The 25,474-nt window shown below is 69.9% G+C and carries 21 protein-coding genes; 9 read left to right on the forward strand and 12 right to left on the reverse strand.

Features of this window, described 5'->3' with window-relative positions:
* Positions 1–87 precede the first annotated feature (87 nt).
* From AA23TX_RS03760 to AA23TX_RS03770, 3 genes are all read left to right on the forward strand, one after another.
* A complete protein-coding gene (locus AA23TX_RS03760) occupies positions 88–1,299 on the forward strand; it encodes an acetyl-CoA C-acetyltransferase (RefSeq protein WP_155541188.1) in 1,212 nt (403 codons plus the stop codon).
* Between the two features lie 8 nt (positions 1,300–1,307).
* Entirely contained in the window at positions 1,308–3,479 is a 2,172-nt protein-coding gene (locus tag AA23TX_RS03765) for a 3-hydroxyacyl-CoA dehydrogenase NAD-binding domain-containing protein (RefSeq protein ID WP_155541189.1), read from the forward strand.
* A 106-nt stretch (positions 3,480–3,585) separates the two neighbouring features.
* Positions 3,586–5,919: a GH92 family glycosyl hydrolase gene (locus tag AA23TX_RS03770; protein ID WP_155541190.1), complete on the forward strand. Its 2,334-nt coding sequence runs from the start codon at positions 3,586–3,588 to the stop codon at positions 5,917–5,919.
* 50 nt (positions 5,920–5,969) lie between these two features.
* Here AA23TX_RS03770 and AA23TX_RS03775 read toward each other — a convergent pair whose 3' ends face one another.
* The 3 genes from AA23TX_RS03775 to AA23TX_RS03785 all read right to left on the reverse strand — a co-directional run bounded on the left by AA23TX_RS03775 (position 5,970) and on the right by AA23TX_RS03785 (position 9,868).
* Entirely contained in the window at positions 5,970–8,027 is a 2,058-nt protein-coding gene (locus tag AA23TX_RS03775; protein WP_155541191.1) for an MMPL family transporter, read from the reverse strand.
* A gap of 79 nt (positions 8,028–8,106) precedes the next feature.
* Entirely contained in the window at positions 8,107–8,805 is a 699-nt protein-coding gene (locus tag AA23TX_RS03780; protein WP_155541192.1) for a response regulator, read from the reverse strand.
* 7 nt (positions 8,806–8,812) lie between these two features.
* Positions 8,813–9,868 (reverse strand): sensor histidine kinase, encoded by a 1,056-nt coding sequence (locus AA23TX_RS03785; RefSeq protein ID WP_155541193.1) that lies wholly within the window; start codon positions 9,866–9,868, stop codon positions 8,813–8,815.
* Between the two features lie 80 nt (positions 9,869–9,948).
* Here AA23TX_RS03785 and AA23TX_RS03790 point away from each other — a divergent pair, with 80 nt between their 5' ends.
* Positions 9,949–10,413 carry a DUF3761 domain-containing protein gene (locus AA23TX_RS03790; protein ID WP_155541194.1) on the forward strand — a complete coding sequence of 155 codons (465 nt, stop codon included), beginning with the start codon at positions 9,949–9,951 and terminating at the stop codon, positions 10,411–10,413.
* A gap of 85 nt (positions 10,414–10,498) precedes the next feature.
* The gene (locus tag AA23TX_RS03795; protein WP_155541195.1) at positions 10,499–11,911 is read left to right on the forward strand and encodes an MFS transporter; all 1,413 of its coding nucleotides are present in this window, start codon (positions 10,499–10,501) and stop codon (positions 11,909–11,911) included.
* Here AA23TX_RS03795 and AA23TX_RS03800 read toward each other — a convergent pair.
* Genes AA23TX_RS03800 through AA23TX_RS03820 form a run of 5 tightly spaced genes read right to left on the reverse strand, consistent with a single transcriptional unit; the run spans position 11,908 to position 17,352 of the window.
* Positions 11,908–12,714: an SAM-dependent methyltransferase gene (locus tag AA23TX_RS03800; protein WP_155541196.1), complete on the reverse strand. Its 807-nt coding sequence runs from the start codon at positions 12,712–12,714 to the stop codon at positions 11,908–11,910. The genes AA23TX_RS03795 and AA23TX_RS03800 overlap by 4 nt on opposite strands.
* A gap of 52 nt (positions 12,715–12,766) precedes the next feature.
* Positions 12,767–13,570 (reverse strand): SAM-dependent methyltransferase, encoded by an 804-nt coding sequence (locus AA23TX_RS03805; protein ID WP_155541197.1) that lies wholly within the window; start codon positions 13,568–13,570, stop codon positions 12,767–12,769.
* Positions 13,567–14,364 (reverse strand): SAM-dependent methyltransferase, encoded by a 798-nt coding sequence (locus AA23TX_RS03810; protein ID WP_155541198.1) that lies wholly within the window; start codon positions 14,362–14,364, stop codon positions 13,567–13,569. Before AA23TX_RS03810 ends, AA23TX_RS03805 begins: the two co-directional genes overlap by 4 nt.
* Before the next feature lie 43 nt (positions 14,365–14,407).
* On the reverse strand, positions 14,408–15,970 hold the full coding sequence (locus AA23TX_RS03815) for an acetolactate synthase large subunit (RefSeq protein ID WP_155541199.1): 1,563 nt from the start codon (positions 15,968–15,970) through the stop codon (positions 14,408–14,410).
* Entirely contained in the window at positions 15,967–17,352 is a 1,386-nt protein-coding gene (locus AA23TX_RS03820; RefSeq protein ID WP_155544235.1) for an FAD-binding oxidoreductase, read from the reverse strand. The genes AA23TX_RS03815 and AA23TX_RS03820 overlap by 4 nt, the downstream gene beginning before the upstream one ends.
* 180 nt (positions 17,353–17,532) lie before the next feature.
* On the opposite strand from AA23TX_RS03820, the gene AA23TX_RS03825 reads away from it, so the two are divergent.
* Entirely contained in the window at positions 17,533–18,354 is an 822-nt protein-coding gene (locus tag AA23TX_RS03825; protein ID WP_155541200.1) for an aldo/keto reductase, read from the forward strand.
* Between the two features lie 539 nt (positions 18,355–18,893).
* Here AA23TX_RS03825 and AA23TX_RS03830 read toward each other — a convergent pair.
* Positions 18,894–19,391, reverse strand: coding sequence for a DUF3830 family protein (locus AA23TX_RS03830; RefSeq protein ID WP_155541201.1), 498 nt, complete (start codon positions 19,389–19,391; stop codon positions 18,894–18,896).
* A gap of 2 nt (positions 19,392–19,393) precedes the next feature.
* Positions 19,394–20,650 carry an aspartate aminotransferase family protein gene (locus AA23TX_RS03835; protein ID WP_155541202.1) on the reverse strand — a complete coding sequence of 419 codons (1,257 nt, stop codon included), beginning with the start codon at positions 20,648–20,650 and terminating at the stop codon, positions 19,394–19,396.
* Positions 20,651–20,742: 92 nt separating this feature from the next.
* Here AA23TX_RS03835 and AA23TX_RS03840 point away from each other — a divergent pair, with 92 nt between their 5' ends.
* The 3 genes from AA23TX_RS03840 to AA23TX_RS03850 all read left to right on the forward strand — a co-directional run bounded on the left by AA23TX_RS03840 (position 20,743) and on the right by AA23TX_RS03850 (position 23,787).
* Complete coding sequence (locus tag AA23TX_RS03840; protein WP_155541203.1) at positions 20,743–22,206, forward strand: NAD-dependent succinate-semialdehyde dehydrogenase; 1,464 nt, start codon at positions 20,743–20,745, stop codon at positions 22,204–22,206.
* Complete coding sequence (locus AA23TX_RS03845; protein WP_155541204.1) at positions 22,203–23,261, forward strand: tartrate dehydrogenase; 1,059 nt, start codon at positions 22,203–22,205, stop codon at positions 23,259–23,261. Before AA23TX_RS03840 ends, AA23TX_RS03845 begins: the two co-directional genes overlap by 4 nt.
* 61 nt (positions 23,262–23,322) lie before the next feature.
* Positions 23,323–23,787: a DUF4262 domain-containing protein gene (locus AA23TX_RS03850; RefSeq protein ID WP_155541205.1), complete on the forward strand. Its 465-nt coding sequence runs from the start codon at positions 23,323–23,325 to the stop codon at positions 23,785–23,787.
* A 184-nt stretch (positions 23,788–23,971) separates the two neighbouring features.
* On the opposite strand, the gene AA23TX_RS03855 is transcribed toward AA23TX_RS03850, so the two are convergent.
* Together AA23TX_RS03855 and AA23TX_RS03860 are read right to left on the reverse strand one after the other, a co-directional pair.
* Positions 23,972–24,691, reverse strand: coding sequence for a GntR family transcriptional regulator (locus tag AA23TX_RS03855; RefSeq protein WP_155541206.1), 720 nt, complete (start codon positions 24,689–24,691; stop codon positions 23,972–23,974).
* A 1-nt stretch (position 24,692) separates the two neighbouring features.
* The gene (locus AA23TX_RS03860) at positions 24,693–25,439 is read right to left on the reverse strand and encodes a maleate cis-trans isomerase family protein (protein ID WP_155541207.1); all 747 of its coding nucleotides are present in this window, start codon (positions 25,437–25,439) and stop codon (positions 24,693–24,695) included.
* Positions 25,440–25,474: the final 35 nt, after the last annotated feature.

Consider the following 25,474-nt stretch of genomic DNA (forward strand, 5'->3'; position numbering starts at 1 on the left):
ACGATATGTTAATGGCCATTAGCGCTACTGGTCGGTATCATCGGCCACGGTACGAAGACGTCCCACCCGCTCGCGAGGAGTTGTTCTGTGAGTAGCGAGGCCTACATCTACGAGGCGATCCGCACGCCTCGCGGCAAGAACAAGGGCGGTGCCCTGCACGGCACCAAGCCGGTCGACCTGGTGGTCGGCCTGATCAACGAACTCAAGGTCCGCCACCCGAACCTCGACCCCGCGGTGATCGACGACGTCGTACTCGGCGTCGTCTCCCCGGTCGGCGAGCAGGGCGCCGTCATCGCGCGCACCGCCGCGCTGAACGCGGGCCTGCCCGAGACCGTCGCGGGTGTGCAGCTCAACCGCTTCTGCGCCTCCGGCCTGGAGGCCACCAACACCGCCGCGCAGAAGGTCCGTTCCGGCTGGGACAACCTGATCATCGCCGGCGGCGTCGAGTCGATGTCGCGCGTGCCGATGGGCTCCGACGGCGGCGCGCTCTTCATGGACCCGGCCACCGCGTACGACAACTACATCGTCCCGCAGGGCACCGGCGCCGACCTGATCGCGACCATCGAGGGCTTCTCCCGCGAGGACGTCGACCGCTGGGCCGTCCGCTCGCAGGACCGCGCCGAAGCGGCCTGGTCCGGCGGCTACTTCGCCAAGTCCGTCGTCCCGGTCAAGGACATCAACGGCGTGACCGTCCTGGACCACGACGAGCACCGCCGCCCCGGCTCCACCGTCGAGAGCCTCGGCAAGCTCAAGCCCGCCTTCGCCGGCATCGGCGAGCTCGGCGGCTTCGACGCCGTCGCGCTGCAGAAGTACCACTCGGTCGAGCGCATCAACCACGTCCACACCGGCGGCAACTCCTCCGGCATCGTCGACGGCGCCGCGCTGGTGCTGGTCGGCTCCGAGCAGATCGGCAAGACCTTCGGGTTGACGCCGCGCGCCCGGATCGTGGCCACCGCGTCGATCGGCTCCGAGCCGACGATCATGCTCACCGGCCCCACGCCGGCCACCGAAAAGGTCTTGAAGACCGCGGGCCTCAAGCCCGAGGACATCGACCTGTGGGAGCTCAACGAGGCGTTCGCGTCCGTCGTGCTCAAGTGGATCAAGGACCTGCACCTCGACGAGGAGAAGGTCAACGTCAACGGCGGCGCGATCGCCATGGGCCACCCGCTCGGCGCCACCGGCGCGATGCTGGTCGGCACCGTGGTCGACGAGCTCGAACGCCGCCAGGCGCGCCGCGCCCTGGTGACCCTGTGCATCGGCGGCGGCATGGGCGTCGCGACCATCATCGAGCGGGTGTGAGGACCACAATGGCCGAGAGCAAGACCATCCGCTGGGAGCAGGACTCCGACGGCATCGTCACGCTGACCCTGGACGACCCGAACCAGTCGGCGAACACGATGAACGCCGCCTTCCGCGAGTCTCTGGGTGTCACGGTCGACCGGCTGGAGGCCGAGAAGGACTCCATCACCGGCGTCGTCATCACGTCCGCGAAGAAGACCTTCTTCGCGGGTGGCGACCTGAACGACCTCATCCAGGCCAAGCCGGAGAACGCGGTCGAGCTGACCGAGGGCAGCACCCTGATGAAGGGGCAGATGCGCCGCATCGAGCAGCTCGGCAAGCCGGTCGTCGCGGCGATCAACGGCGCCGCGCTCGGCGGTGGCCTCGAGATCGCGCTGGCGACGCACCACCGCATCGCCGCCGACGTCAAGGGCAGTCAGATCGGCCTGCCCGAGGTGACGCTGGGCCTGCTGCCCGGCGGCGGCGGTGTCGTGCGCACTGTCCGATTGCTGGGTATCCAGAGCGCGCTGCTGAACGTCCTGCTGCAGGGCCAGCGCCACCGCCCGCGCAAGGCGCTGGAACTGGGCCTGGTGCACGAGGTCGTCGACACCGTCGAGGAACTCGTCCCCGCCGCGAAGGCGTGGATCAAGGCGAACCCCGAGGGCGGCGTCCAGCCGTGGGACGTCAAGGGCTACAAGATCCCCGGCGGTACGCCGTCGAACCCGAGCTTCGCGGCCAACCTCCCGGCGTTCCCGGCGAACCTGCGCAAGCAGATCAAGGGCGCGAACATGCCGGCGCCGCGGGCGATCCTGGCCGCCGCGATCGAGGGCGCGCAGGTCGACTTCGACACCGCGATCCTCATCGAGACGCGCTACTTCATCCACCTCGCCACCGGCCAGGTCTCGAAGAACATGACGAAGGCGTTCTTCTTCGACCTGCAGACCATCAACTCGGGTGGTTCGCGGCCGGACGGCTTCGAGAAGTACACCGCTCGCAAGGTGGGCGTGCTGGGCGCGGGCATGATGGGCGCGGCGATCGCGTACGTGTCGGCGAAGGCCGGCATCGACGTCGTCCTCAAGGACGTCTCGCAGGAGGCGGCTGAGAAGGGCAAGGGCTACGCGGCCAAGCTCGAGCAGAAAGCTCTTTCGCGCGGCAAGACCACGCAGGAGAAGTCGGACGCGCTGCTGGCGAAGATCACGCCGACCGCCGACCCGGCCGACTTCGCGGGCGTCGACTTCGTCATCGAGGCCGTGTTCGAGAGCGTCGAGCTGAAGCACAAGGTGTTCGGCGAGATCGAGAGCGTCGTCAACGCCGACGCGGTGCTGGGCTCCAACACCTCGACGCTGCCGATCACCACCCTCGCCGAGGGCGTGCAGCGCACCGAGGACTTCATCGGGATCCACTTCTTCTCGCCGGTGGACAAGATGCCGCTGGTCGAGATCATCTGCGGTGAGAAGACGTCGCCGGCGACGCTGGCGAAGGTCTTCGACTACACGCTGCAGATCAAGAAGACCCCGATCGTCGTCAACGACAGCCGCGGCTTCTTCACCTCGCGCGTGATCGGGACGTTCATCAACGAGGCCGTCGCCGCGCTGGGCGAGGGCGTCGAGCCGGCGTCGATCGAGCAGGCGGGTTCGCAGGCCGGCTACCCGGCGCCGCCGCTGCAGCTGATGGACGAGCTGACGCTGACCTTACCGCGTAAGATCCGCAAGGAGACGCGCGAAGCGATCGAGGCCGCGGGCGGCACGTGGAAGGCACACGCGTCGGAAGGCGTCATCGACCGGATGGTCGAGGAGTTCGACCGCAAGGGCCGCTCGACGGGCGCGGGCTTCTACGAGTACGGCGAGGACGGCAAGCGGACCGGGCTGTGGCCGGGGCTGCGCGACGCGTTCAAGTCCGGCTCGGCGGAGGTGCCGTTCGAGGACCTCAAGGAGCGGATGCTGTTCGCCGAGGCGCTCGAGACGGTGAAGTGCTTCGACGAGGGCGTGCTGACGTCGGTGGCGGACGCCAACATCGGCTCCATCTTCGGTATCGGCTTCCCGGCGTGGACCGGTGGTGTCATCCAGTACATCAACCAGTACGAGGGTGGCCTACAGGGCTTCGTCGACCGGTCCCGTGAACTGGCTGCGCGGTACGGCGATCACTTCGAGCCGCCTGCTTCGCTCGTGGAGAAGGCCGCGAAGGGCGAGATCTACGAATAAGCGCTGAACGTCGAAGGCCGTCACTCCGGTGGCGGCCTTCGACGTGTCCGTCTGTTTGTCCGCTTTTGTTCGCCGCGAAGCCAACAAAGCGGGTTAATCTCCGCCCATGCGCCGTCCCGTCACGGTGGCACTGGCCGCCGCCTTGTTCGCCTCAGCTTTGACAACGATGTCAGCCGCCGCTGATCTGAGCCCCGCCGACTTTGTCGATCCGCTGATCGGTTCGGCCGGGGACGGGAACACCTATCCCGGCGCCACCGCGCCCTTCGGCATGCTCTCCTGGAGCCCGACCAGCACGCGCGGGGACCAGACGAGCACTGGCGCCGCCAACGGCTACCAGTACGACACCACCCGCGTCCGCGGCTTCGCGTTAACGCATGTTAACGGCGCCGGCTGCAATCCCGGCGCCGCGGGTGACGTGCCCATCCTGCCCTTCGCCGGCGACGTCACCTCCTCGCCGACCGCCGACACCACCGACGCCGTCTACGCGAGCAACTTCAGCCACGCCGACGAAGCAGCGTCGCCGGGGCGGTACCGTCTCGGCCTGGCCAACGCCGTGACGACCGATGTCGCGACCACCGAACGCACCGCGATCGGCACCCTGCAGTACCCCGCGGACAAGCCCGCCAACCTGCTCTTCCGGACGTCGAACTCCCTCAACGGCAGCGAGGACGCCGAGACCCACATCGACGCGCAGCACGGCAAGGTCACCGGGTCCGTCCTCACCGGCGCCTTCTGCGGCCGTCGCGCGAACGGCGGCGTCAACAACCGCAAGTCCTACTACCGCCTGTACTTCACGGCGCAGTTCGACCGGCCCGTCACCGGCACCGGGACGTGGAAGGACGCGACCCTGCAGCCCGGCGGCACTGACCAGACCGGCGGCGAGGGCTACGCGACCGGCAAGGACCGCGCCGGACGTGGCTCCGGCGGCTACGTCACCTTCGCGCCCGGCAGCAAGGTCACCCTGCGGATCGCGATCTCCTACGTCTCGCTCGAAGGCGCGGAACGCAACCTCCGCGCCGAGCAACCGGCCAGGTCCACTGTGGACAGCATCGCGAACAAGACCAAGCAGGCTTGGAACGCCGAACTGAGCCGCGTCGATGTTCAAGGCGGCACCGCCAACCAGCGGATCGTCTTCACGACCGCGCTTTACCACGGCCTACAGCAGCCCAACCTCGTCAGCGACGTCGACGGTCAGTACCTGGGGATGGACCGGAAGCCCCACCGCGTCGAACGCGGGAAGGACGCGCAGTACTCGAACTTCTCCGGCTGGGACCAGTACCGCGCACAGATCCAGCTGCTCGCGCTGCTCGAACCGCGCGTCGCCGGGAACTTCGCGCAGTCGCTCTACAACTACGCGAAGCAGAACGACGGCGTCTGGGACCGCTGGGTGCACGTCAACGGCGCGACGCACGTCATGACCGGCGACCCGTCGGCGGCGACGATCGCGACCTTCTACGCGATGGGCGTCCGCAACTTCGACTACCGCGGCGCGTTCGACTCGCTGCACAAGCAGGCGACGGTCCCGCGTCCGGAGGGGCTGCAGGACGGCGGCTGTCCCGGGCAGTGCGTCGGCCAGCGCCCTAACCTCGCGCAGTACCTTACGTCGTACTACGCGCCCAACGACGTCTGCCACTGCTGGGGCGGCGCGGCCGAGACGCTGGAAGACGCGGTCGCCGACTCCGCAATCGGACATTTCGCGGAGCAGCTCGGCCGCACTCGCGAAGCCGCGGAGATGCGCGCCCGAGGGGCTTACTGGCTGAATGTGTTCAACCCGGAGACCGGGTACATGCAGGCCCGGAACGTCGACGGTGGCTGGGTGACGCCGTTCGACCCGGCGAGCGACCGCGGCTTCGCCCAGGGCAGTGCGGCCGCCTACACCTGGATGGTCCCGCAGGACGTCTCCGGCCTCGCCGACGCGATGGGCGGCAAAACCGCCGCGGTCACCCGGCTCGACGGCTTCTTCCACGACGCGAACGGCAACTGGCAGCTCAAGGGCGGCGGCCCGCTCAAGTACGACCCGACCAACGAGCCCGACATCCACGCGCCGTGGCTGTACAACGAACTCGGGCAGCCGTGGAAAACGCAGGAAACCGTGCGGCAGCTGGTGAACTCCGTCTACACGACCGGACCGTCGGGGCTGCCCGGCAACGACGACCTCGGCACGATGTCCGCCTGGTACGTCTTCGCCGCGCTCGGCATCTACCCGCGGACACCGGGTTCGGGTGACCTGCTGCTCTCGAGCCCGCTGTTCCCGAGCGCGGTGATCCGGCCGGCGGGTGGCGCGCCGATCCGGATCACGACGTCGGGCAGCGGAAAGTACGTCCAGGACGTCCGCCGTGGAGGCAAGCCGCAGCGCGACTGGAAGGTCGACGCCTCGTTCCTGCGCGGCGGAAGCCTGGACTTCCGCCTGTCCGAGACGCCGACCACCTGGGGGAGCTGAATGCCGTAAAGGGCACCTTCATGGCGGTGAAGGTGCCCTCCGGCGGCAATTCAGGAGCGCGGCTCCAGCGCGACGTGCGGTAGCCGGCGATCCAGCCACCGCGGCAGCCACCACGCGCGTTCTCCGAGCAGCCGCATGATCGCCGGGACCAGCAGGCACCGGATCACCAACGCGTCCAGCAGCACCGCGACCGCCAGGCCGAGGCCGAACTGCGCCAGCATCCGCGACGGGTCCAGCAGGAACGCGCCGAACACCAGCACCATGATCGCGCCGGCCGCGGTGATCACACCGCCGGTCGACGCGAGACCTTCGCGTACCGCGAGCGACGCGTCGCCGGTGCGCCGCCACTCCTCGTGCATGCGCGACACCAGGAACACCTCGTAGTCCATCGACAGCCCGAACACGATCGCGAAGATCATCACCGGCACGAACGCCTCGATCGGGCCGGGCTGCGCGCCGAACCAGCCGTCGCCGAACACCAGTGTCATGACACCCAGCGAAGCGCCGATGCTCAGCAGGTTCAGCAGCGCGGCCTTGAGCGGGATGAGGATCGAGCGGAACACGACCATCAGCAGCAGCGCGGACAGCCCGACGACGACCAGCACGAACAGCGGCAGCCGGTCGGCGACGGCGCCGGCGAAGTCCGTCGCGGCCGCGACCGAACCGCCGACCAGGTAGTGGCCCGGCAGCGTCGGCAGGACGTCGGCGCGCAGGCGCGTCACCAGCTCGGCGGTCGCCGCGTCCTGGGGTGACGTCGTCGGGAACGCGAGGACGGTACCGTTAACCGGCGCTAACACGCGCGCGACTCCGGGCGTCGAGGCCAGCTTCTGCTGCAGCGCGACGGGGTCGCCGTCCTCGGTGACGATCGCGAGCGGTCCACTGAAGCCCGGCCCGAAGCCCTCGGCCAGCAGGTCGTACGCCTGCCGCGTCGTCGAGCCGGCCGGGTCGGTGCTCGCGTCGGCGAACCCGAGCCGCATGCCCGCGGCCGGGATGGACAGCCCGACGAGGAGAACCAGGCCGATCGCGAGCGGCGCCAGCGGACGCCGCTGGACGCCGTCGGCGAGCCGTCGCCACCGGCGGCCGTGCTCACGGCGGACGGCGTGCTTGCGGATGCCGCGTTCGAGCCGCTGGCCGAACAGCGAGAGCAACGCGGGCAGGAGCGTCACGGACGCGAGCATCGTCATCAACACGGTGAGCGCGACGGCCAGCGCCACCCCGCGCAGGCCACCCAGCCCGAGCGCGAGCAGGCCGAGCAGCGCGATGATCACCGTCGTCCCGGCGAACAGGACCGAGCGGCCGGCGGTGTCGAGCGCCCGCCGCCCGGCCGTGTCACGGTCGTGGCCGGCGAGGATCTCGGTGCGGTAGCGGGAAAAGATCAGCAGTGCGTAGTCGACGCCGACGCCGAACCCGACGAGCATCATCAGCGGCGAGGTGTAGCTCGCGATGTCGACGTAGTGCGAGACGACCGTGATCACGCCGAGCGTGCTGCCGACGGCGAACACCGCGGTGAGCACCGGCAGCCCGGCCGCGAGCAGCGACCGGAACAGGAACACGAGGATGACCAGCGCGGCGAGCAGCCCGACGCCTTCCGCGGGGCCACCACCTTCCGAGATGCGCTCGATCGGGTCACCGGCCAGCGCCACCTCGACGGGGCCGGCCTGCTTCGCCGTGTCGGCGAACTTCACGATGTCGTCGTACGGGAGGTCGGTCGAGGCCGCGTCGAAGGTGACGGTCGCGTAGCCGATCCGGCCGTCGGCCGACAGCGTCTCGAACGGCCCGGTCACCGACCGCACGTGCGGCTGCAATCGGACATTTCCCAGAGCGTTTTCGACCGCGGCACGCTGCGTCGCGAGCCCGTTGTCCTCCTTGAACACGATCTGCGCGCTCGCGCCGGACTGCGCGGTGTTCTTCAGGAGGTCGACGACCTGCTGGGACTCGGTGCCCGGCAGCGAGTTGTCGTCGTGGAACGCGCTGCCAGTGAGGCGGGAGGTGACCGTGACGCCGATGAGGACCAGCGCCCAGAGTGCGACGGCGAGCCACCGGTGGCGCTGCGCCCAGCCGGCCACGCGGGCCAGCGTTCCCCCGGTGGGGCGAGTGATGGTGTCCATGGGGGACAAGGATTCGCCGCGGGGGCACTGCTTCGCGTCGAGCGGCGGAGGACACTTGACGTGCTCCCGGCGGTGTCCCTTAAGGCGATTCCCGTACACCCGGGGGAGTACGGCTAGGGGTGAGCCACCTCGGCGTCACCGCGCCGGACTCGTAGGCGAGGACGACGAGCTGCGCGCGGTCGCGCATGCCGGTCTTCGTCATGATGCGGCTGACGTGCGTCTTCGCCGTCGCGGGACTGAGCGTGAGTTCGCGCGCGATCTCGTCGTTGGACAAGCCGGCCGCGACCAGGGAAAGCACCTCGCGTTCGCGGTCGGTGAGCCGGTCCAGCGCCGGAGCCGCCGACGGGCGCGTGACGCGCGCGGCGAACTCCGAGATCAGCCGCCGCGTGATCGACGGCGCCAGCAGCGCGTCGCCGCGGGCGACCACGCGCACGGCGTGGATCAGCTCTTCGGGCTCGGTGTCCTTGACCAGGAACCCGCTCGCGCCCGCGCGCAGGGCGCCGTAGACGTCTTCGTCGAGGTCGAACGTTGTAAGAATGACGACCTTACTGTGTACGGCAGGGTCTTCGAGCAGGTGCCGCGTGGCGGCGAGGCCGTCGAGCACCGGCATCCGGATGTCCATCAGCACGACGTCCGGGCGGTGGTCGTGCGCCGCTTGCAGGGCTTCGCGGCCGTCAGCGGCTTCCGCGACGACGTCGATGTCGTCCTCACCGTCCAAAATGGACCGGAAGCCGGCACGGACCAGCCGCTGGTCGTCGACGAGCAGGACCCGGATCATCGGCCCATCATCGCACCGGCAGGCGGGCGCGCACCCGGTAACCGCCGCCCTCGCGGGGCGCCGCGGTCAGCTCGCCGCCGAGCGCCCGCGCGCGTTCGGCCATGCCGCGGATCCCGGTGCCCGGCGGGGCGTCACCGCCGCGGCCGTCGTCGTCGACCTGCACGGACAGCGCGTCGGCGCCGTAGCCGAGCCGTACGACGACGGTCTTCGCGCCGGCGTGCTTCGCGACGTTAGTCAGCGCCTCCTGCACCACGCGGAACGCGGCGTGCTCGACATCCGGCGGCAGGTCCCGGGCGACGCCGTCGATCTCGGTGCGCACGGTCAGCCCGGACGCGCCGACCGACTCGGCCAGCTCGGCAACCCGGGAGAGGCTCGGCTCGGCCTGGCGGAGCATGCCGAGCGTCGCGCGCAACTCCTGGAGTGCGGTCTTGCTGGCGTCCTTGATGGTGGCGAGGGCTTCCTCGGCCTGCGCGGGATCACGCCGGTGCAGCGCGGCGCCCGCCTGGACATTGATCAGCGAGAGATGGTGACCGAGGACGTCGTGCAGCTCGCGGGCGATCCGCAGGCGTTCGTCGGTGGCGCGCGCCCGGGCTTCGGCCTCCTTGGTGCGCTCGGCCTCGGCGCGGTAGTGCGCGACGGCACCCCCGGCGACGAGCGCGACGAACCAGCCGGTCATCAGGAAGAACGCGAAGTTGTCGACGTGCCGGCCGCTCCGCGAGCTGATTTCCCCGGCGGCGACACCCGCCATCGCGGCGACGACGAGCAGCGCGGCCCCGCGGATCCGCCCGGCCGCGGCGGCGTTGTAGAGCGTGTAGGCGAAGGCCAGCAGGACGAGACCGTCGGGATCGGTGAGCGGGTAGTAGAGGGCGCAGCAAACGAGCGTTAACCCGGCGACGCTCAGCGGGTACTTCCGGCGGAAGAAGACCGCGGCGCAGGCGAGCGCGGTCAGGACCCAGCCGAGCGCGGCGTGGTGGGTCGGCTTCGCGCCGTCGTTCAGGACGGCGAACAGCGAGCCGACGAGCACCGCGACGGTGACCGCGAACTCGGGTAGGTAACGCCGCATATCCGCGAGTCTAAGCGGCGTAACAAACGCCCCGGGGTCAGCGACTAGGCGGCATTGGTTCGTGCTGCTAAGGAGTTCTCGTGGGAAAGAAACTGGGGTTGTTCCTGGCCGCCGGCCTGTTGGTCGCGGGCTGTGGCGTCGGTGCCCCGCAGGTCAAGGACACGGGCAACGTCGGCGTCCTGGACGCGCCGTCGTCGACGTCTTCGGCGCCGGCCTATTCCGTTCCGGTCACGACGGAAGCGCCGCCCACGACTTCCGAAGCCCCGGCGGTCACGACCGCGCCGACGCAGGCGCAGGCCGTCGCCCCAGCGCCGAAGACGACCGCCGCCAAGCCCAAGGTGGCGCCGAAGACCACCGCGCAAGCCGCCCCGAAGCCGGCCGCGTGCGGCGCCGACTACTACGTGAACTCGTCCGGCAACTGCGTCCACCGGCCCAGCGACAACCCGGCCGGGGCGACCGCGATCTGCAAGGACGGCACCTACAGCTACAGCCAGCATCGCTCAGGTACGTGCTCCGGCCACGGCGGCGTCCGTAGCTGGTTGTGACGAGAGCACCAATCGAGCGGAAAACCCCCAGTGCGTAGGTACAGTGCATGAAGTTGCATGACGTGTACTAACTACACACTGGGGGTTGCTGGTGTCCCGACCCGGACGGTCCGATCGCGCGATCGTCGTGGTGCTCGCCTCGTGCGGGCTGGTCGCCTCGTTCATGCAGACGCTGGTCGTGCCGCTCATCCCGGTGTTCCCCCGGCTGCTGAACGCCTCGGCGGCCGACGCGTCCTGGGTCGTCACCGTGACGCTGCTTGCGGCGGCCGTCATCACCCCGGTCAGCGGGCGGCTCGGCGACCTCTACGGCAAGCGGCGGATGATCCTCGTCAGCCTCGCGCTGCTCATCGCCGGTTCGATCGTCTCGGCCACGACGAGCGAGCTCGCGTTCCACATCATCGGCCGCGGGCTGCAGGGCTGCGCGATGGGCGTCATCCCGCTCGGCATCAGCATCATGCGCGACGAGCTCCCGCCCGAACGCGTCGGCGGCGCGATCTCCCTGATGAGCGCGACGCTCGGGGTGGGCGGCGCGATCGGGCTGCCGGTCGCGGCCGTCGTCGCCGAGAACGCCGACTGGCACGCGCTCTTCTGGATGGCCGCCGGCCTCGGGCTGTTCTTCTCGCTGCTGATCGTCAAGTTCGTGCCGGAGTCACCGCTGCGCACCCCCGCGCCGTTCGACTACTTCGGCGCGCTCGGGCTGGCCGCCGGCCTGGTCTGCCTGCTGCTGCCGGTGGTCAAGGGCGCCACGTGGGGCTGGACCAGCGTGCCGACGCTCGGGTTCGCCGCGGCGGCTGTCGTCATCCTGGCCGGCTGGGGCACCTACCAGCTGCGGCGGCGCGACCCGCTGGTCGACCTGCGGGTGTCCGCGCGCCGCCCGGTGCTGTTCACGAACCTGGCGTCGATCATGGTCGGGTTCTCGATGTACGCCATGGCGCTGTCGTTCCCGCAGCTGCTGCAGGCGTCGGCGTCGACCGGGTACGGGCTGGGCCAGACGATGGTGGAGTCCGGGCTGTCCCTCGCACCGAACGGCCTGGTGATGATGTTGCTCTCGCCGGTGTCGGCGCGGCTCATCAACCGCTTCGGCCCGCGCCCGACGCTGATGAGCGGCGCGGGCGTGATCGCCGTCGGGTACCTGTTCGCGATCGTGCTGATGGACAACGCGGCCGAGCTGATCACGGCGTCGGTGATCATCGGCGCGGGCGTCGGGATCGCGTACGCGGCGATGCCGGCGTCGATCATGGGCTCGGTGCCGGTCACCGAAACGGCGTCCGCGAACGGCCTGAACTCCCTGATGCGCTCGGTCGGCACGGCGGTTTCGAGCGCGGTGATGGCGGCGATGCTGGCCCAGCTGACGATCACGGTCGGCGGCCTGACCGTGCCGTCGCTGTTCGGCTTCCGGGCGACGTTCGCCGTGGCGGCCTTCGCCGCGCTGACGGGTGTGCTGCTGGCCGGGCTGGTGCCGAAGACGAAGGTGACGCGGGAACTGGTCGCCGTCTAGTTCTTGCGCGCCACCAGGGCCAGCCCGCCGCACTCGGCCGGGTTCGCCGGCACGTCGGCCGGGTCGTCCGGCCGCCACTGCGGGATGAAGACGACGCCCGGGTCGAGGATCTCGAACCCGTCGACGAGCGCGCGCAGCTCGTCGGCCGTGCGGGGCGTCACCGGGTTGGCGCTCTTCTGGTACATCGCGACGGCGCGGGCGGTGCCGTCGCTCTGCTGCTCCGGGGTCGCCGACGACATCGCCAGGTAGCTGCCGGGCGCGAGCGCGTCGCGGTAGGCGGAGACGATCCGGGCGGGATCACGCTCGTCCGGGATGAAGTGCACGAACAGCGCCATCACGACCATCACCGGCTGGTCGAGGTCCAGCATCATCTCGGTGGTCTCGTGCTCCAGGACGTCGTCCGGGAACTCGGCGTCGGCGTGCACCATCACCGCGTTCTCGTTGTCTTCCAGCACGATCTCGCTGTGCGCCACGGCGACCGGCTCGTTGTCGACGTAGACGACGCGCGCCGTCGGGTCGATCGCGTGCGCGACCTCGTGAACGTGCCCGACGGTCGGCATGCCCGAGCCGATGTCCAGGAACTGCCGGATGCCCTGGTCCAACCCGAACCGGATGGCCCGGCGCAGCCACTGCCGGTTCAGCTGCGCGCGCTCCCGCGCGTTCGGCTGGGCGGCGAGCACCTGGTCGGCGAACATCCGGTCGACGGCGTAGTTGAGCCGGCCACCGAGGATGTAGTCGTACACGCGCGCGGGGTTCGGCTTGTCGAGGTCGATGCCACGCCGCGCGTACTCGTCTTCACTCATGGCCGCTCCAAGATCCGGGGGTGACGGCGAGAATAGCCGACGTGAGACATCCTCAGTTCTTGCGCGCCACCAGGGCGAGCTGGCTCGCCAGCTCCGGGTGCTCGCCCACGTCGGCGGGGTCGTCCGGCCGCCATTCCGGCGTGAACACGATCCCCGGCGGCAGGATCTCGAAGCCGTCCAGCAGCGCGCGCAGCTCGTCCTTCGAGCGGGCCACGACGTTGGTGCCGCTCTTCTGGTACATCTCCGCGGCGCGCCGGACCTCCTCGCCCTGGCCCTCGAACGTGCCCGACGACAGCGCGAAGTAGCTGCCCGGGGCGAGCGCGTCGCGGTAGGTGGCGATCAGTCCCGCGGGGTCGCGCTCGTCCGGGATGAAGTGCACGAACGCGGCCATGATCAGCATGACCGGCTGGTCGAAGTCCAGCAGCATCTCGGTCGTGTCGTGCTCCAGGACGTCCGCCGGGATCTCCGCGTCGGCCTGCACCATCTCGGCGTTCTCGTTGTCCTTCAGCACGATCTCGCTGTGCGCGACGGCGACCGGCTCGTTGTCGACGTAGACGACCCGGGACGCGGGGTCGATCGCCTGGACGACCTCGTGAACGTGCCCGACAGTCGGCATGCCCGAGCCGATGTCCAGGAACTGGCGGATTCCCTGCTCGGCGCCGAACCGGACGGCCCGGCGCAGCCAGCGCCGGTTCATCAGGGCCAGCTCCTTGGACTCCGGCCGCACGGCCAGGATCTTCTCGGCGAACATCCGGTCGATGGCGTAGTTCAGCTTGCCGCCGATCAGGTAGTCGTACACGCGCGCCGCGTTCGGCTTGTCGAAGTCGATCTCGCGCTTCGCGTGTTCGTCGGTCATCGCCGCGCCACGAGTGCCAGGCCGCCGGACTGTTCCGGCGGGTCTTCGAGTGGCGCGTCCGGACGCCACTCGGGCGTGAACACCACGCCCGGCGGCAGGATCTCGAAGCCCTTGACCAGCGCCCGCAGCTCGTCGGGCGACCGCAGCGTCAGGGGTGTGCCGCTCTTCTCGTACAGCGCGACCGAGCGTTGGGACTCCTCGCCCTGCCCCTCCCACGTGCCCGACGACAGCGCGAGGTAGCTGCCCGGCGCGAGGACGTCGCGGTAGGTGGCGATCAGTCCCGCGGGGTCGCGCTCGTCCGGGATGAAGTGGACGAACGCCGCCATGATCACCATCACGGGCTCGCTGAAGTCGAGCATCGCCTCGGTGGTCGGGTGCTCCAGCACCTCGTCCGGGTACTCGGCGTCGGCCTGGACCATCGCCGCGTTGTCGTTGCCCTCCAGGACGATCTCGCTGTGCGCGACCGCGATCGGCTCGTTGTCGACGTACACGACGCGCGACGCCGGGTCGATCGCCTGGACGACCTCGTGCACGTGCCCGACCGTCGGCATCCCCGAGCCGATGTCGAGGAACTGCCGGACACCCTGCTCCGCCGCGAACCGCGCCGCGCGACGCAGCCACGCCCGGTTGGTCAGCGCCATGTGCCGCGCGTTCGGCAACACGTGCTGGATCTGGTCGGCGAACATCCGGTCGACGGCGTAGTTCAGTTCGCCGCCGATCATGTAGTCGTACACGCGCGCCGCGTTCGGTCTTTCGAGGTCGATGCCCCGCTTCGCGTGTTCGTCTTCGCTCATCCGCCGCTCCCCGGGCTCAGGTGTGACGGCGAGGATAGCCGGGTCAGAGCAGCGGCGGCACCGCCGCGTCGATGAGGTGCGGACCCGGTTCCGCGAAAGCCCGCTGCAGCTGCTCGGCGAGCTCCTCGGCGGTCGTCGCCCGCGTCGCCGGCACGCCCATGCCCTCCGCGATCTTCACGAAGTCCATGTCCGGTCGCGAGAGGTCGAGCAGGTCGTTGGCCTTCGGGCCGTCCGACGCCGCGCCGACGCGCTGCAGCTCCAGCCGCAGGATCGCGTACGCGCGGTTGTTGAGCAGCACCGTCGTGACGTTCAGGTTCTCCCGCGCTTGCGTCCACAGCGCGGAGATCGTGTAGAGCGCGCTGCCGTCCGATTGCAGGTTCAGGACGGGACGGTCCCGTCCCGCCACCGCCGCGCCGGTCGCCACCGGCATGCCGTAGCCGATCGCGCCGCCGGTGAGCGTCAGCACGTCGTGCCGCGGCGCGCCGGCCGTCGCCGTCGGCAGCAGCAGGCCGGACGTGTTGGCCTCGTCGGCGATGATCGCGTTCTCCGGCAGCAGCGCGCCGATGACGTCGACCCAGTTCTGCGGAGTCAGCGGCCCGGACGGCAGTGCGGGCCGGGACGGCTGCTGCAGCACCGGCTCGGTGTCCGCGGCGACGACGTCCGCGACCTCGTTCAGCGCGCGTGTGACGTCCTGGCCCACGGACGCGAGCGTGTGCACCTGGGCGCCTTCGGGCACGAGGTCGCTCGGCTTGCCCGGGTAGGCGAAGAACGACACCGGCGCCTTCGTGCCCGCGACGACGAGGTGCTTGACCCCGTCGAGCTGGTAGGTGACCTGCTCGGCGAGGTACCCGAGCCGTTCGATCGTCGGCAGGCCCGCGCCGCGCTCGAGACGAGACGGGAACGTCTCGACGAACACCTTCGCGCCGGTCGCGGCACCGATCCGGCTCGCCGCGCGCAGCCCCTCCTCGCGGCACGCGGCGCCGCCGATGAGCAGCGCCACCGTTTCGCCGGTGCCGAACACCGCGGCGACGTCCTTGACGGTGGTCGCGTCGACGGCCTGCGGCACGCGCGGCGGCACCGGTGCGCACGTCTCGCCGCCGTCACCCCACGAAGCGTCGGCGGGCAGGATCAGCGTCGCCACGCGGCCGGGCGCGTCCTGCGAAGCGGCGACCGCGGCGGCGGCGTCCGCCCCGACGTCCTTGGTGTGCTCCGAACGGCGCACCCAGCCTTCCAGCGAGCCCGCGAGGGCCTCGATGTCCGACTCCAGCGGCGCGTCGTACTGCTTGTGGTAGGTCGCGTGGTCGCCGACGACGTTGACGATCGGCGTGTGCGCGCGCCGCGCGTTGTGCAGGTTCGCCAGGCCGTTGCCCAGGCCGGGGCCGAGGTGCAGCAGCGTCGCGGCTGGCTTGTCCGCGATCCGGGCGTACCCGTCGGCGGCGCCGGTGACGACCCCCTCGAACAGCGCGAGCACGCCCCGCATCTCGGGCACGGTGTCGAGCGCGGCGACGAAGTGCATCTCCGACGTGCCGGGGTTCGCGAAGCACACCTCGACGCCGGCGTCGACCAGCGTGCGGATCAGGGACTGGGCGCCGTTCAGCTCACTCATGCGGTTCCTTCGGGGAAGAGAACGCCGGGGTTGAGGATCCCGGCGGGGTCGAAGCTCTGTTTGATCCGGCGCATCAGCTCGATCTTCGCCGGGTCTTCGAGTGCCTGGTGGTAGCTCGCCTTCGTGCGGCCGAGGCCGTGCTCGCCGGAGATCGCGCCGCCTCGTTCCATGGCGTCCGCGAAGATGTCGGTGAGCAGCTGCTTCCGCTTGTCCGCGTCCTTGCAGAAGATCGCGAGGTGGACGTTGCCGTCGCCGGCGTGCCCGCAGCCGATCGCGCCGCCGCCCGCGGCCATCGCCAGCTCGCGCGCCTTCGTGATGAACGGCGGCATCGCGGTGCGCGGCACGACGACGTCGATCACGTCGTCGGCGCCGGCCGCCTTCGCCGTCCAGAAGGCCTTCTCGCGTGCTTCGATCAGCTTGCGCGCGGCGGGGCCTTCGAGGACGTAGACATCGGTGGCGCCGAGTTCGCCGAGCAGCTCGCCGACCGTCTCGATGTCCTCGTGCAGGCGTCCGTTCTCGCGGTTCTCCAGCGCCACCACGAGGTAGGCCTCGCTGGTGTCGCGGATCTTGTCCGGGACGCCGAGCTCGAGCTTCTCGTTGTAGACGATGGCGGCCATCGTCATGTTGTCGATGTACTCGAGGATGTGCGGCCCGAGGCCGCTGGAGACGATCGCCGGCACGGCGGCCATGACCTGGCCGAAGTCGCCGAACGGGGCGAGCACGGTGGCGCCGTGGGTGAGCCGCGGGTGCAGCTTGACGGTGATCTCCGTGGCCAGCGCGAGCGTGCCCTCGGAGCCGATGATCAGCTGCGTGAGGTCGTAGCCGGTGGAGATCTTCGACGTCTTGCCACCGGTCCGGAGGATCTCGCCGGTCGGCAGGACGGCCTGCAGGCCGAGGACGTTGTTGCGGGTGACGCCGTACTTGACGGCCCGCATCCCGCCGGCGTTGGTGCCGACGTTCCCGCCCACGCTCGCGCTCAGCTCACCGGGGTAGACGGTGTAGCTGAGTCCGGCTTCGGCGGTCTTGACGTCGAGCTCGGCGAGCGTGACGCCGGGCTGGACGACGGCGACGTGGTTCCCGGTGTCGACTTCCAGGACCTGGTTCATCCGCTCGAAGGAGATCAGCAGTCCGTCTTCACGCGGTCGCGCGGCGCCGGAGAGCCCGCTTCCGGAGCCTCGCGCGGTTACGGGCACGTTGTGTTCTGTCGCGGCCTTCAGCAGCTCCGCGACTTCTTCCGCGGTTGCCGGCTTCGCGACGTACGCCGGCCTCTGCGGCTCCGCGTTCAGAGCTTCGTCGTGTGCGTAGTCCTCGGAGATCGCTTCGCCGGTCAGCAGGTTCTTGTCCCCGACTATCTCGGCCAGCCGTGCCGCCACGTCGCCCATCGACAGCTTCTCCTCCGCGCCGTTGCTGTGGTTACCGCAGCGTAGTACGTACCGCCGGTACGCCGCCATGAAGGTTTTTCACATTCTGGATGTGCGGCTGTGACCGGGCGGTTACGGAGCAAGATTTAGTTCAGGCTAAATCTCTGGTGGGCGACCCCGGGCCGGGTGAAGCTTCCGGCTATGACATCGACGTACACCTTCGACGACGGCGTTTCCGTGCGGCGGCTCGGTTTCGGCGCGATGCGGCTCACCGAGTGGGACCACGTGCCTGCCGGTGCCGCGACGGTCGCGCGCCGGGCGGCCGAGCTCGGCGTGACGTTCTTCGACACGGCCGACGCCTACGACCTGGGGCTGAACGAGGAGTTGCTCGCCGACGCGCTGCACCCGTACGCAGGGCTGTTCATCGCGACGAAGTGCGGGCACGCGCGCCCGAGCCGGGGCGAATGGGTGCCGCTCGGCCGGCCCGAATACCTGCGGCAGCAGGCGGAACTCTCGCTGCGGCGCCTGCGCGTCGAGCGCCTCGACCTGCTGCAGCTGCACCGGCTCGACCCGCAGGTGTCGCTCGCCGACCAGATCGGCGCGCTCGCGCGGCTGCGGGACGAGGGCAAGGTCGCGCGGATCGGGTTGTCCGAGGTCAGCGTCGCGCAGCTGGCCGAAGCGCGGTCCATCGCGCCGATCGAGAGCGTCCAGAACCGGTACAACCTGACCGACCGCGCGTCCGACGACGTCCTCGACTACTGCGAGCGCGAAGGAATCGCGTTCGTGCCCTGGCTGCCGATCGCACGCGGCGACCACGCCGCGGCGGGGGGCGTGCTCGGAAAGGTCGCGGCCGGTCTCGGCGCGACACCCGCCCAGGTGTCGCTCGCCTGGCTGCTGCGCCGGTCGCCGGTGGTGATCCCGATTCCCGGCACGTCGTCGGTCGCGCACCTGGAAGAAAACTGCGGCGTCGCGGATATCACGCTTTCCGACGACGATTTCGCGAGGTTGTCCGAGCAGGCGTGAAAACGGCCCGGCCGCGGTTTCCCGCGGCCGGGCGTCCGGTTACCGGCTGGATCAGACGAGCCAGCCGAGAACGTGCACCAGGTGGGCCACCGCGCCGGTCAGGATGTCGTGGCAGTAGTGGGCGTGCTGGGCGAACATCTGCATGGAATGACTCCTTGATGAATAACTCATGATTTCCCTGGAGAGCTCCCGGTGGGGAGCGAAATCAGGTTTTCACCACGACGACGAACTGTCAAAAGAGCCATTTCGGGAAGATCCGGTGCCGCGGAATCTTCCCATGCTAAACACGTAATCCCTTCGTGTTTGACGCGGGGGTGCCCGCTTCGGCGGTCAACCACTGTGGGTAACAACCAGGCGGAATCTCACTGTCGGTAATTCCGACCTTGATCCGGCATCCTGGGCACTCGCGTAACTCGATCCGGTGATCACCGGCCACGAAAGGTGAGCTGGCGATGATCACCCTTTCGGGTAATCGAACGCAGGAAAAAGGGACGCCGGGAGCGGTGACCGCCCTGGCGTCCCCTTGCGGGACAAAGGATTCAGGCTCGCGCGAACGAGAGCGTCTCGCCTTCGACCCCTCGCAGCCAGAGGTCCTGCGCGGCCGCCGCCATCTCGGCGAGGCCCTCCTCGATCGTGGCGAACACGTTGCCGGGTACCCAGCCCGCGTCGCCGTTGATCAGCAGGTTGTTGCGCCCGTAGAAGATCGCGAGGTCGGTCGCGCCCTGGTCGCCGTGCGCCTCGCTGTCCTCTTCGTAGCCGTACGCGGGGTTGCCGATCTCCCAGGCTTCGAAGCCGAAGTACACGACGTCGCCGGGGATCGGCGTGATCGTCGGGTTCTCCCGCCCGGGCTTCGGCTCCGCGAACGGCGGCACGAGCGTGTAGACCTCGTTGCGCGCGTACTTCGCGTGGTAGGCCGAACCGCTCTGCGGCAGCGCGTCCCACACCGCCTTGCAGGTGCGCGGCGCCTCGTCGTCGAGCAGCCGGGCCCGGCAGGAAACCCCGCGCTTGTCCAGGGTGATCGTGATGTACCGGGCCATGCTCAGCTCCCCGTGACGGACGCGACGACGTCGCCCCAGATGCGCAGCGCGTCGTCGACCTGCTCGGCGTTGACGACCAGCGGCGGCACCATGCGGACGACGTTCATGTACGGCCCGCAGGTGAGCAGCAGCAGGCCGCTCTTGGCCGCGGTCTGCTGCGCGGCCGCCGCGGTCGCGGCGTCGGGTTCGCCGTCGGCGGTGGTGAACTCCGAACCGACCAGCAGCCCGAGCCCGCGCACCTCGCCGATCGCCGGTGTCTTGTCCGCGATCACCCGCGCGCCTTCGACCAGCTGGCGCCCGCGGTCGGCGGCGTTCTCCACCAGGTTCTCCCGCTGGATGACCTCCAGGGTCGCGATCGCCGCGGCGCACGAGACGGCGTTGCCGCCGTACGTGCCACCCTGCGAACCCGGGAGCGCCTTCGCCATGAGCTCCTGTGAAGCCGCGATGCCCGACAGCGGGAAGCCGCTGGCCAGGCCCTTCGCGATGAGCACGATGTCGGGGCGGACGTCGAAGTGGTCGTGCCCCCAGAACTTGCCGGTGCGGCCGAAGCCGGTCTGGATCTCGTCGACGACGAGCAGGATGCCGTGCCGGTCCGCGCGCTCGCGCAGGCCCGCCATGAACTCCGTGTTCGCCGGGACGTAGCCGCCCTCGCCGAGCACGGGCTCGACGAAGATCGCGGCGGTCTCGTTCGGAGCGGTGACCGTCTGGAACAGGAAGTCCAGCTCGCGCAGCGCGAACTTCGTCGCGGTCTGCTCGTCCCAGCCGTAGTGGTAGGCGTAGGGGAACGGCGCGACGTGCACGCCCGCCATCAGCGGGCCGATGCCGGCGCTGAACCGCGTTCCCGACGTCGTCATGGTCGCCGCCGCGACGGTCCGGCCGTGGAAGCCGCCCTGCATGACGATGACGTTCGGGCGCTTCGTCGCCTGCCGCGCGAGCCGCAACGCCGCTTCGACGGCTTCGCTGCCCGAGTTCGCGTAGAAGAGCGAGTCGAGCCCGCTGGGCAGGACGTCGCCGAGGCGCTCGGTCAGCTCGAGCAGCGGCTTGTGCATCACGGTCGTGTACTGCCCGTGGACGAGCTTGCCGATCTGCTCCTGCGCCGCGCGCACGACGTGCGGGTGGCAGTGCCCGGTACTCGTGACGCCGATGCCGGCGGTGAAGTCGAGGTGGCGTTTGCCGTCGACGTCGTAGAGGTAAACCCCTTCACCGTGGTCGACCACGACGGGCGTTGCCTGCTTGAGCAGCGGAGATAGCTGGGCCATGGCAGCGTGCTCCTTGGTCGGTTGAGCGGGTTGTCGATTGTTGACAATATCCATAGCATGGCCCTCGGGACAACACGTGAGGAGCAGTCGGGATGAGCGCGAGCACCGAGTCCGGCGTCGTCGAGGCGGTCGGCAAGGAACTGTTCATCGGCGGCAAATGGGTCGCCGCCGAGTCGGGGAAGACGTTCCCGGTGGTGGACCCGGCCACCGGCAAGGAGCTGTGCCAGGTCGCCGACGCCTCGCCGGCGGACGGCGTCACCGCCCTGGACGCGGCCGTCGCCGCGCAGGCGGACTTCGCGAAGATGGCGCCCCGCGAACGCGGCGAGATCCTGCGCCGCGCGTTCGAGCTGCTGATGAAGCGCCAGGATGAGCTCGCCCTGCTCATGACGCTGGAGATGGGCAAGCCGCTCGCCGAGTCGAAGGGCGAGATCGCCTACGCCGCCGAGTTCTTCCGCTGGTTCGCCGAGGAGGCCGTCCGGATCGACGGCGGCTTCGCGACCGCGCCGAACGGCGTGGGCCGGTTCCTCATCACGAAGCAGCCGGTCGGGCCGACGATCCTGATCACGCCGTGGAACTTCCCGATGGCGATGGGCACCCGCAAGATCGGCCCGGCGGTCGCCGCCGGCTGCACGATGGTGATCAAGCCCGCCGCGCAGACGCCGCTGTCGATGCTGGCGCTGGCGGGCATCCTCGCCGAGGCCGGGCTGCCGGAGGGTGTCCTCAACGTCCTCACGACCAGCGATTCCGGCGGCGTGATGGAGCCGCTGATCCGCGACGGCCGCGCCCGCAAGCTGTCCTTCACCGGCTCCACCGGCGTCGGCCGCAAGCTCCTGGAGCAGTGCGCCGACAAGGTGCTGCGGACGTCGATGGAGCTGGGCGGCAACGCGCCGTTCCTGGTCTTCGACGACGCCGACATGGACGCGGCCATCGAAGGCGCGATGCAGGCGAAGATGCGCAACATCGGCGAGGCGTGCACCGCGGCCAACCGGTTCTACGTGCAGCGCGGAGTCGTCGACGAGTTCGCGCGGCGGCTGACCGAGCGGATGCAGGCGCTGCCGATGGGCCGCGGCACCGAGAAGGACGTCGTGGTCGGCCCGCTGATCGACGACAAGGCCGTCGACAAGGTGACGGAGCTGGTCAAGGACGCCACCGACCGCGGCGCGAAGGTGCTCACCGGCGGCTCCGGAGTCGACGGGCCGGGTCACTTCTACCAGGCCACCGTGCTCACCGACGTCCCGCAGGAGGCGCGGCTGACGCACGAGGAGATCTTCGGGCCGGTCGCGCCGATCACGCCGTTCGACACCGAGGAAGAAGCGGTGGCGAAGGCGAACGACACCGAGTTCGGCCTGGTCTCCTACGTCTTCACCAGCGACCTCAAGCGGGCGCTGCGCGTCTCCGAAGCTCTGGAGGCCGGGATGATCGGGCTCAACCAGGGCATCGTGTCGAACCCGGCGGCGCCGTTCGGCGGGATCAAGCAGTCCGGCCTCGGCCGCGAAGGCGGCTCGGTCGGCATCGAGGAGTTCCTGGAGATCAAGTACATCGCGGTGGCCCTGTGACGGCGTACCGCATCGCGAGCATCCCCGGCGACGGGATCGGCGTGGACGTCACGGTCGAGGCCCGCAAGGTCCTCGACCGCGCGTCCGCGCAGTTCGGCTTTTCGCTGGAGTGGACGGAGTTCGACTGGAGCTGCGAGCGGTACGCGCAGGCCGGGTCGATGATGCCGGACGACGGCGTCGAGCAGCTCTCGGCGTTCGACGGGATCCTGCTCGGCGCGGTCGGCTTCCCCGGCGTCCCGGACCACGTTTCGTTGTGGGGCTTGCTGATCCCGCTGCGGCGCGCGTTCCAGCAGTACGTCAACCTGCGCCCGGTGCGGCTGCTGCCGGGCACGACGTCCGTGCTGGCCGGGCGGAAGGCCGAGGAGCTGGAGCTGGTGATCGTCCGCGAGAACTCCGAGGGGGAGTACTCCGCGATCGGCGGCCGGCACAACGCCGGGCGGCCGGACGAGTTCGTGCTGCAGGAGTCGGTCTTCACGCGCGTCGGCGTTTCGCGGATCATCCGGTACGCCTTCGAGCTGGCGCGGACGCGGTCTTCGCGCGTGTGCTCGGCGACGAAGTCCAACGGGCTCATCCACTCGATGCCCTTCTGGGACGAGATCTTCGCCGAGGTCGGGGCCGAGTACCCCGATGTCCACAGTGAACAGATGCACGTGGATGCCTTGGCGGCGCGGATGGTCCAGGCGCCGGACCGGCTCGACGTCATCGTGGGGTCGAACCTCTTCGGCGACATCCTGAGCGATCTCGCGGCCGCGATCACCGGCGGGCTCGGCATGGCGCCATCCGGCAACATCAACCCATCGGGTGAACATCCGTCGATGTTCGAGGCGGTCCACGGGAGCGCTCCGGACATCGCGGGGCAGGGCATCGCCAACCCCGTGGCGCAGATCCTGGCGGCCGCGATGCTGGTCGAACACCTGGGTGAAACCGTTGCCGCGCAAGCGATCCGAGCCGCGGTGGACCGGGTGCTCGACGAGGGCCGCGTACGCACCCCGGACCTCGGCGGCACGGATACCACAGAACGGCTCGGCACGGCGGTGGCCGAAGCGCTGGGCTGAGTTTTTGTCGGTGCCCTCCGGCACGGTGGTCCCCAGTCCACCGAGGGGGAGGAGCCCACCGATGTGCGTCGAATGCGAGAACCCGGACAGATCCGGTTACCTGGAACGGCTTCGTGACGGAGTGGCCGACCGGGGCTGGCTCGTGCAGGGGGTCGAGAGCGGCGGGTCGTACCCGCCATGGGCCTACACGATCGGCCTGAGCGGGTACGGCCTGCCCGAGCTGGTCGTGACCGGTCTGCCGGTGCCGGAGGCCGCCGGGCTGCTGAACGACCTGGCCGCCCACTCCCTGCACGATTCGCCGCCGTCGCCGGGCGAACGCGTCCCGCTGCGAAGCGGCATGGTGATCGAGGCGGTCCCGCTGGCGGAGCCGTCGGCGCACCTGATCTTCGCGGTTGCGTTGTACGGCTCGGAAATCCGCGCGCTCCAACTGGTCCACGCGGACTCACAGGGGCGCTTCCCGTGGTCCGCGGACTACCGCGACGGCCGCGGCGGCCAGCCGGTCCTGGGAGCTCGCCATGGCGATTAGCTGCGGGTGCTCTCCGCCGTCCAACTGCTTCCCGATACCCGTGCGGGCCGTCCACGTACGCCTGCCGGCCGACCCGGAACCCGAGCCGGTCGTCCAAGTGCGACTGCCGCCCCGGCGGCGGGTGCACGCGCCTGTCTACCGGTCACGCGCGTGGGCCGTCAGGCCGCGGCTGCCGGAGCTTCGCTCACGCGTTGCCCGGCACCGGCGGGACGTGCCCCTCGATGAGGCTCGTCCCCGGCGCGAGGCGCTGAACCGCGTCCTCCATGTGGGAGTCGAGAAGGGCAAGCGCCGTTTCCTCGTCGCCGTCGCGCAGGGCTTGGATGAGTTTCGTGTGCTCCTCGACTCGTTCCTCGACCCGCTGATAAGTGCTCTGCAACGCGGTCAGGCACATCCGCGTCTCGATGAGGAGGGTCCGGGCCATCCGGACGAGCCGCTTGCTGCCGGATGCGTTGATGAGGGCCTCGTGGAACCTGAGGTCAGCGGTGGAGAGCGCGCTCGGGTCGTCTTCACTCGCGGCCGTCGCCATCTCCGCGACGGTCTGTTCGAGCAAGTCGGCGATCCGGGCGCGGTCCCCGCCGCGCACCGCACGGATCATCGCGGCCCGTTCGATCGCCGATCGAGCTGCATAGATGTCGTAGACGTCGCCGGGCTCGAGGTCGATCACGAAGAGCCCGCGGTGCCGTTCGCTGCGGAGGAGCCCTTCGGACACGAGATGCTGCATGGCCTCCCGGAGTGGCCCCCGTGACACCTGGAACCGGGACGCCAGCTCGGTCTCGCCGAGCTGGGTCCCGGGCGGGAGTGCGCCGGTCATGATCGCGTCGCGCAGCTGACGCGCGATGACCGCGGCCGTCGACTCGCGGCTGACCGGTTCGATCTCGGGCAGCATGCCCGGTGGCAGGGCCATGTCACGCGCTCCCGTCCGGCAGGTGCCGGAACAACGCGCCGAGGGATCGGACGAGCCGGTGCCGTCCGGTCAGGCGCAGGCCTTCCCAGACCGTCACCTGGTTGGCGGTCAGCACCGGCTTCTTGAGGGCGGCTTCGACGATGTTGATCTCCTGGAGCGTCCGCATCGCGGTGTCGGGCACCAGCACCGCGTCGGCGTCCGGGTGGTCGTTGCGCACGGCGAGCTCGACGACGGCTTCCGACGTCATCGCGCCGACCTCGGCGGCCGTGACGATGTCGGCGCTGGCCATCGAGACGACCTCGATGCCGCCGGCCTTGAGGAAGTCCACGAACAGCCGGGCGATGTCGTCCGGGTAGCTGGCCGCGACGGCGACCCGCTTGACGTCCAGGGCACGTGCGGCGTGCACGAACGCGAAGGAGGTGCTGGAGGCCGGGACTCCGGCGACGGCGGCGAGACGGTCGGCCTGGTCGCGGGCGCCGTCCCAGCCGTAGACGAAGCTGCCGCTGGTGCAGGCCCAGACGACCGCGTCCGGCTCGTGCTTCTTGAGCAGGGCGGCGCCGTCGGCGAGGCGGGCCTCGCTGCCGAGGTCCAGCAGTTCGGCGACCGCGTGCTTGTCGGTGCCGTAGATGTGCTCGACCGCGAGGCGGATGTCGCCCTCGTCGGCGGCCGCGCCGCCGAGCAGCTGCTCGGCCAGCGGGTAGTCGTCTTCGGCCGCGTGGTCGGGGTAGATGAAGCCGATGGTGGTCACGAAACCTCCGGAGGGGCGCAAATTGTCGACAATCC

Origin of the sequence: Amycolatopsis camponoti (assembly GCF_902497555.1) — a bacterium.
Taxonomy (GTDB): Bacteria; Actinomycetota; Actinomycetes; order Mycobacteriales; family Pseudonocardiaceae; genus Amycolatopsis; species Amycolatopsis camponoti.